The sequence below is a fragment of the Nostoc sp. UIC 10890 genome (assembly GCF_054786515.1).
The window spans coordinates 1-6,458 of the sequence record NZ_JBSGKF010000043.1; the positions used below are offsets into that span (position 1 = coordinate 1).

A 6,458-nucleotide genomic window follows, 5' to 3' on the forward strand; every position below is an offset into this window, starting at 1 on the left:
GCTTCTGACCAAAAAGCTCCCCAAAAAATAATTAAAATTGGTATAGGCATACCTGTAACTAATGCAGCCGTATTATTAGGCATAGCACCTGCCAATGTCATTGAAATAACTGCACTATACCAGCATAAAAACCAGAATCCTAAAAATGCCATTACAAAAGGATGTGCGTTCATTTGTACATGAATCACTGTTTGATCGGATTTTACTTCAAAGCGCCCTCGAATCACTGGTAAGAAGGAGTTATCGTAGTGAATTATGCGGCTGATTTGAAAGCCTGACTCAGAAATACTTCCTTGATAAGGGGCGTGTTTAGTAGAAAATCTGAATGTTTTCGTAGGTTCAACTAAAGCATTCAGCCTTTGCAGAACTATAGGCAGTGGATCATCTGTCAAAATTGTAAAGCTATCGTAGGGTAACACTTTCATATAGATTTAGGTTGCTGACTAAGAATAAAACTTCGATAATTTGTAATTAATTATGAATCCTATCAGTTTATTCAATACAGGGTCGAATGGCACTAAGAAAAGCTAGAAGCTATGGCCAATAAAGGCTACAAGTTTAATGTCCACTCCCGTAGCAATGGCATGAGTTAGGGGAGAATTGATGAGGAATGATGTACAGTTGCCCTGCCCAAAGCTGAGAAATACAAATTCATTAGACAGAATTCTGCTTTCTGGAATTCAGTTCTGTACATTTGTAGCTTTATATAGACACTACTTACACTAACCATTATGCAGATTAGTATCCCAGCTAAACAAAGAATCGCTTTAATACATCTTGTATTTTATGAGACCTGAAAATGAGCCAGGCAAAGGAATTATATTCAGTTTATTGTCGAATTGAAGCTTAACTGCATAATGCAGTTAGGTAAGACGGATAGTTACAAGATGGCAGACTAATTACTGCTCAAATCCATGAAAAATATGTCTTTTTTGGATTCATGCAAAAAAGCCTCCAATGACATATAAATTGTGTCAACAAACAAGTCGATAATTTCTCTAAAATCTGCATAGATAAACTTTTCAGGAGTTAAAAAGTAAATGAGCTTAAAACAAGAGCAACCTCAAGAGCAGATGCAAGAGCATATCACTTCTACGTATACTAATCTTCGCATTGGAATAGCGGGGCTTGCAATTGTCTTGCCTTTTCTTTTATGGATTGTAGGGTATATTCGCTCTAACCTACCGCTTCAAGAGTCAATGAGTGCCTATTATCATAGCGGAGGTGGTACTACGAGGGACGTATTTGTTGGTATCTTGTGTGCAGTTGGGGTCTTTCTGTATCTCTATAGAGGTTACACGAATTATGAAAACTATGCATTAAACCTTGCTGGAGTCTCTGTTGTCGGTGTTGCGCTATTTCCTATGGAGTGGGGTTGCGGCAACTCATGTAGCAAATTCTCGCTACATGGGACTTTCGCAATTCTGTTTTTCCTGTCAATTGCGTATGTTTGCATTTTTGGAGCATCAGATACGCTTAAGCTGATAAAAAATGATAATATTCGATCTTTTTACAGTAGGATATATCCTCTAATCGGCATAGGAATGATCGTTTTTCCTATAATCACTGTGCTACTGACATTAGTTTTACAGCGTACTTCTGAGGCAAGATCAACAGTTTTCTTTGTTGAAGCAGTTGCAATTTTTATATTTGCATCGTACTGGATTTTCAAAAGCCGCGAGATTGATTTAACACATTCTGAGGAGCTAGCTAGCGAAGGTAAACTGAAGATTACAAGTCCACGTTTGTTCAGAAAGGCATCTGTACAAACAACTATTGATTAAGCAGTTTGGATAATTTTTCATCATGATTCTTATAGAGTAATATAAGAGGGCGTTTGAAAAGTTTTATTTAAGAAGTCAAATTTTATGCCAGCAGTATAAGCCTTCGTGTTGGTTAATCGGTAAGCGTAGCCATGCCGTCAGGCTTATCGCGCTGTTCTTCTTCTGTCAACTCTGGAACTTCAACAGCAGACACATCAATAGTTACAAAATTCTGATGTTTTGGGGCGATACATCTGTCAAGAAGTATAAACATCTTGCAAAAGTGCCTTGTTGCAGACATCGCTACTTGTCCCACTTCACCAGCACCCCATCCACAACCGCAACACGCCGCTGCGGAAACTTCGCCAGCAAATTCTTGATCACAATCTGTAAGGCAGGGTCATCATGACAGCATTGTTGGAGGAAGTCAAACCCTGGATTGTCGCCCGAATTCGCCACCACTTTGAGTTTTTGCATACGTTCCGGTCGCATATTTGACCTTGTGACAATCGCCTCATGCGACCACTTTTCAGGATTTAGCACGGACGCGGCGCGGAACTTTCACCCTCTTGAACTTCGTGATCAGTTGACTGTATTGATTTCTCCACAGTAGGGGCAGAGGAATAATCATCTTCCTCATCATTTCTTTAGTTCAGTTCCACTCTCAGATAAAATTGTGTAGCTACAAACTTAGTATCTCTCTTGGTTGGATCTACGTTTTCTACTACCTCAGTTTTACCTACAGCAATCAAACCTTTACCAAAAATTTCGTTTGTTGCTGCGTCAAGTTGTTTTTGTGTTGCACCGATTTGGCTCAAATCAATTGACGAAACTTGAGCAGTCTTAGGTTTATTTAGAACTAGATTATCTGTGGAAAAGCAAGGAGTTGTGATGCAACGAATGCCATTGTCTTTTAATGCCACAAAAGTACCTTTTGCTGGGGCATTTGTCGTGGCATAGAAGGCTTCCTTTACTCTCAAATTCCCAAACTCACCGAAGAGAGGAAATGTTAGTGGAACGATGTTACCTCTGAGAATTACACGGCTACCATCATCATTTTGAATTTTTATTAGTTCGTAAGGTGGGACTTTCAGGGAACTCCAATCAATTGCAGACACATAACATTCGGAGCGAAAAACACCATCTAAGCAAGGAGTCGCCTTTAAGTTAACTTGCTTGATAAAATATCCCCCACATATAGGAGAAGCACATCTGCGAAAATCTCTCCGTATCGTGTAATATCCCCACTGTGGAAACTCTTGGTTTTTGACAGTGGCGGCAACAGAATCAGTAGTCTCTTGGTTTTTGACAGTGGCGGCAACAGAATCAGTAGTCTCTTGGTTTTTGACAGTGGCGGCAACAGAATCAGTAGTCTCTTGGTTTTTGACAGTGGCGGCAACAGAATCAGTAGTCTCTGGAGCAGAAATATTTTGCGCCGATACTTTGGAGAAAAATCCGTTGCTAACTATTATTGCACTTAATAGGGGAATAATTGAGTATTTGTAGTTAAGTGATATTTTGTTCATGGGAGCTTTAAATTTTATTTAAGGGTTCAATACTTTTATTAAAAGTAAGAGTATGAGAAAATTGCTGCCAAATACAAAAAAAATTATACCACTATCATCTATGCAAATTTCTTGGCGAATTGTCACAATTTTCAGAATGATTGAAGAAAAATTCAGCTATTGTGAATACATCCGTCAGAATGCAACCAGTGGGGATTCAAAACTGTTACTAATGGGCACCAAGTTGATACGGAAAGAAATAACGGTAGAGGCAGCATGGCGTTGAGAATGGAAACATTCCTGAAATATATGCTTTACTTGTTTTATCTCATCTGAGTATCCTTTTGGTGGACTATAGACATCGATAAATTGACGACCACAATTGACACAAATGTGATGAAAGTTTACCTCTTCGTTTACCATTTTTTCTAATTTCAGTAGAATCACAGTATGGACAATACACAGGATCACGCCTCAATTCATCCCTATATTATGCAACTCCTCATTTTGCAGCCACACTTCGTCGATTTATTAAAGTCACCCCGAAAGCCTATCGAAATGTAAGGGCAAATTTTTGACAAACTGGGCAAGAAATTTGTAGCTTACTTTGACGTGTAAAGTCTAGATTAAAGCAAAAGTACAATTAAAATAAGCATTCATGCTCAATTTCTTGCCGATTGTTTTCATGCAAGACGGAGGTACAGCAGGTCTATACGCCGCTTTTGTCTTGGGACGATCTTTGTAGACGTGCCTTAATTATTGGCTCTGGCAAACTCCGCTTACTTTCTTATTGGCTTCCCCACATGAAAAATCAAAAACCAGCTTTTGTTTTCGATCAAAAAGCCGCTTCTGACTATGATAAAAGGTGGGCTAAGTTGGCTCCAATCCGCGACTCTCTTGATTTGTTTATCCAAGCCATACTATCAGAACTTCCTGCTGATGCCCGGATACTCTGCGTTGGTGTAGGAACTGGCTTGGAATTGATTGCTCTTGCCCAAGCATTTCCACAATGGCGATTCACTGCGGTAGAGCCTGCGATTCCTATGCTTAATGTTTGTCGCCAGAAGGTTGAAGAAAGTGGCATCACGGCACGCTGCACTTTCCACGAAGGTTATCTCGATTCGCTGCCTGCATCAGACTCATTTGATGCGGCGACTTGCCTTGTCGTTTCTCACTTCCTCATGCAGAAAGAGGAGAGGCGCAACTTTTTTAATCAGATTGCTTTACGGCTTCGCCCCCAAGGATATTTGATTAGTTCCGATATAGCTTATGATATGTCTACTTCAGCCTATCAAAGCCTTCTTAATGTTTGGTTGCGAATGATGAAGTCTGCCGAACTGCCGGAGGAAGATATTGAAAAGATGCACGCGTCTTATGGTCGTGATGTTGCTGTGCTGCCACCCCAAGAAGTTGCATCACTCATTGCATCGGCCGGCTTTGATACACCCGTGCTATTTTTTCAGAATCTACTTATTCATGCTTGGTATTCAAGGCGAACATCATCCAATTAAAAGGGTTGTGTTGCAGATGGTGATGTAGGGTCAGACTCTGGTATCTATTGCATAACAACAATGCAATTGGTGTAGGCTGATTTATAAACCCACCTCCTCATCTATCCAATCAGCCAGCACCCCATCCATAATCGCAACCCCCCACTGTGGAAACTTCGCCAACAACTTTTTGATCACAATCTGCTTTCGCGGCATCATCATTCCAGCATTCCTTCAAGAATTCAAACCCCGGATTCTGCCCCGAATTTCCTGCAACGCGTGAGTTTCTGCATCCGCGACTGTCGCCGATTTGACCGCGTAACAATCGCCTATACGACCATTTCTCAAGAGTGGGGGCAGGCGCAGCACAACTTTGACCCTCATTACTCCCACAACAATTGCATAAGAATATGCAGCCGCAGATCCAGCAATAGAACTAATGGCAAGTTTATCCAGTAGAGAAGCGATCGCAGTTCCATATGAGCGATCGCTATGATTAATCCCTAACCAAAGGGATTAGGGTTGTGGGGATAGCTACTTAGATGTAACGGCTAAACCAATGAATGTACCTTTAGGGACATCGGCGATTTCAGTCGCAACGCCAGTAGATAGATCAATACTGTAAAGAACTGAACCAGACAGTGCATAGGCAGTATTTTTACCTTGTGCATCTGTAAAGATGTCAAAGCCGCTATTCGGCGCAAAATTAACACCAAGATTGCCGATTGTTCTGAGAGTGCCATCATTAGGTGGGTTTTGCAGTACTAATACATCAAGATCGTAGTCAATGGCAAACAATTGAGTTGATGTGGCTCCAGCAACGGAATTTGTGTAAGCGGCAGCGGTAACGTTGGGGTCAACTGTGGCGTTGACATCATCACTAGCATAGGCTAAAGGTTTATCAACAATAACTGCACCAGTATCTACATTGGTACGGAAATTTTGGTCATTGCTGCCTACTATGCGTAAGCGATCTGGTACGGGATTGAAGTCAAACCCTGATTGAAAACCTCCATTAAAGCTGCTAGATAGTTTGCTCACAAATTGAGCTTGACCACTTATGAAGTTAATCCTGTATACATTGTCAGTATCTGTGACACCGTAAAGCAGACCGTTTGCTGGACGGAAATCGATACCTTGTAAGTTGCCGTCAATTCCTTTAACTTGAACTGCTTTAGCAAATCCACTCGGATCTATATTTACAAGAGTATTATTTGAGGTTATACCAATAAATCTTAAAGCAGACCATTTGCCTTTAACATTAATTTGAAGGATATCAGCTAATTTCGTGAGACCAACGTCAGCTGAAATTTTGTTAGCACTCAAGCCAAGACTCGCAGTGACTACAGCAACTACAAGGGCTATTTTACGTGTGAGCAGACCTTTCATCCTAAACTCCAAGAACAGTTTTTCTAGTTTTGATTCAGCAACGAGCTATCCTTTATTAAAAAGATTGTCTTTCAAGTTACTGATGACTACAGATTACACTTAAATAAGACTTAATTTGATGTTTGATAAAAACATCCTACTTTTCCTACTTAACCTACTTTCAATTTTTTCCAGAAAGAAAAAAGAGTAAAAACTTGATTACCATCAAAGTCAATTTTGATAGTATCATTAAATTTTTAAAATTAAGATTATAAATTTGGCATGATTTTAGTTTTTGAAAAAATAGGAAATCATTATTGCTTCTTACAAAC

The 6,458-nt window shown here is 40.0% G+C and carries 6 protein-coding genes and 2 pseudogenes; 2 read left to right on the plus strand and 6 right to left on the minus strand.

What is annotated here, in order from left to right:
• Positions 1-392, minus strand: a pseudogene (locus tag ACWATR_RS38195) (hypothetical protein); the annotation flags it as partial.
• A gap of 648 nt (positions 393-1,040) precedes the next feature.
• Between ACWATR_RS38195 and ACWATR_RS38200 the strand changes: the two are divergent.
• Positions 1,041-1,784: a hypothetical protein gene (locus ACWATR_RS38200; RefSeq protein WP_460345041.1), complete on the plus strand. Its 744-nt coding sequence runs from the start codon at positions 1,041-1,043 to the stop codon at positions 1,782-1,784.
• A gap of 112 nt (positions 1,785-1,896) precedes the next feature.
• Here ACWATR_RS38200 and ACWATR_RS38205 read toward each other — a convergent pair whose 3' ends face one another.
• The 4 genes and pseudogenes from ACWATR_RS38205 to ACWATR_RS38220 all read right to left on the minus strand — a co-directional run.
• Positions 1,897-2,037, minus strand: a complete 141-nt coding sequence (locus ACWATR_RS38205) for a hypothetical protein (RefSeq protein WP_460345044.1) — start codon at positions 2,035-2,037, stop codon at positions 1,897-1,899.
• Positions 2,038-2,066: 29 nt separating this feature from the next.
• Positions 2,067-2,255, minus strand: a complete 189-nt coding sequence (locus ACWATR_RS38210; RefSeq protein WP_460345047.1) for a hypothetical protein — start codon at positions 2,253-2,255, stop codon at positions 2,067-2,069.
• Positions 2,256-2,410: 155 nt separating this feature from the next.
• Positions 2,411-3,289 (minus strand): DUF6748 domain-containing protein, encoded by an 879-nt coding sequence (locus ACWATR_RS38215; protein WP_460345050.1) that lies wholly within the window; start codon positions 3,287-3,289, stop codon positions 2,411-2,413.
• Between the two features lie 297 nt (positions 3,290-3,586).
• Positions 3,587-3,731: pseudogene (locus tag ACWATR_RS38220) on the minus strand (IS1/IS1595 family N-terminal zinc-binding domain-containing protein); the annotation flags it as partial.
• Positions 3,732-3,990: 259 nt separating this feature from the next.
• Between ACWATR_RS38220 and ACWATR_RS38225 the strand changes: the two are divergent.
• Positions 3,991-4,779: a class I SAM-dependent methyltransferase gene (locus tag ACWATR_RS38225; RefSeq protein ID WP_460345053.1), complete on the plus strand. Its 789-nt coding sequence runs from the start codon at positions 3,991-3,993 to the stop codon at positions 4,777-4,779.
• A gap of 513 nt (positions 4,780-5,292) precedes the next feature.
• Here the strand turns inward: ACWATR_RS38225 and ACWATR_RS38230 are convergent.
• Positions 5,293-6,147, minus strand: a complete 855-nt coding sequence (locus tag ACWATR_RS38230) for a DUF4394 domain-containing protein (protein WP_460345056.1) — start codon at positions 6,145-6,147, stop codon at positions 5,293-5,295.
• Positions 6,148-6,458: the final 311 nt, after the last annotated feature.

What these genes read in the sequence shown, in the direction of transcription:
- ACWATR_RS38200 (WP_460345041.1), top strand. Translation starts at nt 1,041, where the DNA reads ATGAGCTTAAAACAAGAGCAACCTCAAGAGCAGATGCAAGAGCATATC.
- ACWATR_RS38205 (WP_460345044.1), bottom strand. Translation starts at nt 2,037, where the DNA reads ATGTTTATACTTCTTGACAGATGTATCGCCCCAAAACATCAGAATTTT.
- ACWATR_RS38210 (WP_460345047.1), bottom strand. Translation starts at nt 2,255, where the DNA reads ATGCGACCGGAACGTATGCAAAAACTCAAAGTGGTGGCGAATTCGGGC.
- ACWATR_RS38215 (WP_460345050.1), bottom strand. Translation starts at nt 3,289, where the DNA reads ATGAACAAAATATCACTTAACTACAAATACTCAATTATTCCCCTATTA.
- ACWATR_RS38230 (WP_460345056.1), bottom strand. Translation starts at nt 6,147, where the DNA reads ATGAAAGGTCTGCTCACACGTAAAATAGCCCTTGTAGTTGCTGTAGTC.